General features: G+C 55.4%; 3 protein-coding genes. All 3 read left to right on the top strand.

The window, feature by feature from the left end; genetic code table 11:
* The first annotated feature begins 235 nt into the window (after positions 1-235).
* Entirely contained in the window at positions 236-640 is a 405-nt protein-coding gene (locus tag FEAC_RS15395) for a hypothetical protein (RefSeq protein WP_035391790.1), read from the top strand.
* A 100-nt stretch (positions 641-740) separates the two neighbouring features.
* Positions 741-2,237 carry an IS21 family transposase gene (gene istA / locus FEAC_RS14340; RefSeq protein ID WP_052566609.1) on the top strand — a complete coding sequence of 499 codons (1,497 nt, stop codon included), beginning with the start codon at positions 741-743 and terminating at the stop codon, positions 2,235-2,237.
* Positions 2,228-3,007, top strand: coding sequence for an IS21-like element helper ATPase IstB (gene istB, locus FEAC_RS14335; protein ID WP_201773935.1), 780 nt, complete (start codon positions 2,228-2,230; stop codon positions 3,005-3,007). The genes istA and istB overlap by 10 nt, the downstream gene beginning before the upstream one ends.
* Positions 3,008-3,185 lie beyond the last annotated feature (178 nt).

Raw genomic sequence — 3,185 nt, 5'->3', positions numbered from 1 at the left:
GTGTTAGCGGCCATGCAATAATGCATAGATGCGGCCAAATAATTGCACGGTAGCGGACGACCAAAACTGCACGCACATCACTGCCCTCCAAGGGTGGCTGGTTCAAGGTGAAGTACGCGTACATCGTTGAGGCGCAACAGCGAGAGCATCGGGTTTGTCAATGGCGACTCGAGAACGCACCAGAGCACACATCATGTCCAGCAATGCACAACTGCCTAAGAATTGGAGTGTCACCATGTCCAGCGTCAATGAAATCAACCAACTCCACCCGAGTGTGGGGTCACCAGGAGTCAAATCCCCGTTGCGTCACGATAGCGTCACGATAACGTGCCCAGTCTGTGGGAATAGCTTCCCCTCATCAGGGAGGAGAACCTACTGCTCAGATGCTTGTCGTTCTCTTGGCTATCGCAGACGACGCAGTGTGGATAGGGAGAATATCACCGTAGCCAAGTCACGGTCACGTCGGGAGATCACCGTCTATGAGTGCGATTCTTGCGGCGAGCGCTCTCTTGGAGAGCAACGCTGCTTAGAGTGTCACACCTTCATGCGACGAGTCGGAATCGGGGGGCATTGCCCCTCGTGTGACGAAAGCGTCGCAATTAGTGAACTCGCCGGCACTGAGTTCATCGTCGGGTCCTAGGGATTCGCGCGCCAGATACAACTCGGATTAACAAACAGGCTCCTCACTGGATGAAACTGGAGATTGTTACATTCCCAAGTTCCAGGAGGAGCCGTTACACATGAAGGATAGTACCCAAGCCATGAACATACTTGAGGCCTATGACCTCTATCAGTCCTACAACCAAGCGGCCAGAGAGTGCCACTGCTCTCCTAATACCGTAAAAGCCCTGGTACAAGCCAGAAAGGATGGAACTCTAGCTACGAGAGGACTACGACAAAGTACTTCGTCAATCTTTAGGGCCGATGAGCTTAGCCTCATCACCGAACTCGTAGAGGCCTCCGAGGGCTTCATCAGAGCCGATGTCATCCATCGAAGACTCCAAGGGATTGGGTACAAGGGTTCGGGACGCACCACCAGGCGAGCGGTGCGCAAGGAAAAGTCCAAGTACCGACGGGCTCATGCCCGCGTGTATTGGCCCTGGATCCCAGAGCCTGGCAAGTGGGCCCAGTACGACTTCTCGGATGGGCCGGTCATTGATGGCGAAAAGACCACCCTGTTTCACTACTACCTGCCCTACTCCAAGTATCGAATCGTGCTCTACATCCCCGATCAGTCTCTCCCTAACGTCATCGGTGCCCTTCACACCTGCTTTGAGATGACCGGAGGGGTTCCCCACTACGTGCTCACCGATAACGCCAAGACAGCCGCTACGGCTCACATCGCAAACGTTGCGGTCTTAAATGCCAAGATGGTCAAGTTCGCCTCCGCCTACGGGTTTGTGTTACAGACCTGTATCCCCTATGACCCAGCTTCAAAAGGTGGGGTAGAACGGGCGGTACGTGTCGCAAAAGAGCACCTGTGCCCAACGGATGCCAACCTGGTGGCCAACTACGAGAGCATCGCTCAACTAAAGGATGCAATTGATGCCTTCAACATCGAGATCAACGCCAAGGTGCACTCAGGCACAGGTAAGATCCCCTCGCTCGTTCTCCCCGAGGAGCTAACGGTGTTCTCCTCGTTGCCCAAGAATCCTTACGTGGCTGCCTACGGGGTCATGCGTCATGTAGAGGCCAACATGGGAATCGTTCGCTATCGTCGCTGTGGCTACTCGGTGGACCCTTCACTTCGCGGATCTAGCGTCTATGTGCGCGAGGTCGACGATGAGGTGGTGATCGTCACGGTCACGGGGAGCGGAGTCACCGAGGTCGCTCGTCACAAGAGAGGTGAACCCTATGGGTACGTGATCTCTGACAAGCACAAGGACCCGGCACACCCAAGTGGTCCGCTCGTTCGACACCCAATCCCGACGAACGAGACTGAAGGCAAGTTCCTTGGTATCACAACCGAGGCTGGGACCTGGCTCGAGAGAGCTGCCTCACTCGGGACCAAGAAGATCCCTGACACTATGGGTTTGATGGTGAAGGCATCCAGCCAGAGTGCTTGTGCTGCGATTGTGGAGTCCTTAGCCATTGGTGACTTTAGCTATACGACGATGAAGGCATTGCTAGCCAAGGCACAACAGGTGACACCGGCACCAAAGGCTCGTGAGGTTGAGAGCCTGGGTAGCTCAACCTTGCCCTACGCAAAGCTCAAGGCGGTCTCGGCATGCAGATGACCCAAGGAGAGACCAACCCGGTAGCAACAGAGATCGCTGAGATGACCAAGCGGCTCCGATTGCCCCACCTGCGTCGTAACTTCCAAGATCTCTGTACAACGGCCAAGGCGCAACGGTGGGATCCAATAGAGCTCCTACGAGTTCTCCTTGAAACCGAGATCGACGGGAGAAATGCCTCGACACTACTCGTGAGACGCGCGGTTGCAAACCTGCCTGGCAATAGAACCCTGGCTGGGTTTGACCATTCGGTCTCATCGGTGCCCACCCATGTCATTAACGCACTTGGTACCTTGGAGTGGATACGGCGAGCAGAGAACCTCGTTGTCTGTGGTCCGCCAGGGACGGGTAAGAGCTTCCTTGCAGAGGCACTGGCATCCGAGGGGATCGAGGCTGGTATGCGAGTATCGTGGTTTAACTCCGAATCGCTTGCCCAAACCATCGCAACGGCCAAGGCGACCGATACCCTTAGTTCAACCCTGGCCAAGTTCAGACGTCTCGATCTGGTCATCATCGATGATCTAGGGATCCTACCGATTGGTGAGAACGACTCCGAAGCGCTCTATCGCGTCGTCGAGACCTGTTATGAGACCACCTCGTTGATAGTGACCTCTAACTTTGGACTCGCTTCCTTTGATGAGATCCTCAACCCAAGATCGATTGCTGCAGCGCTTGTCGACCGCCTGGCTCACCATGCCCATCTCATAGAGACGACCGGCGAGTCCATCCGACTCTCACAGGCTCTCTCGGGCAAGGGGGTGATGCCCCTCTAACACCAATCCCAAATTGAAAGCTTGGTGCGACACGCTCTTCAAGTGGGCGCCTTCACCCGTGCAAAAACTAGTGTCCGTCACCGTGCAACTTAGGTGTCCGTGAGCATGCAGGTTGAGATGTCCCTTGACATATATGACCACCCACGAGTTCGACCTCATTCCAGGCACAGGCGCAGCC

This window comes from Ferrimicrobium acidiphilum DSM 19497, assembly GCF_000949255.1.
Taxonomy (GTDB): domain Bacteria; phylum Actinomycetota; class Acidimicrobiia; order Acidimicrobiales; family Acidimicrobiaceae; genus Ferrimicrobium; species Ferrimicrobium acidiphilum.
The sequence above is the reverse complement of the archived record's forward strand: the minus strand, read 5'-3'. Positions and strand labels throughout refer to the sequence as shown.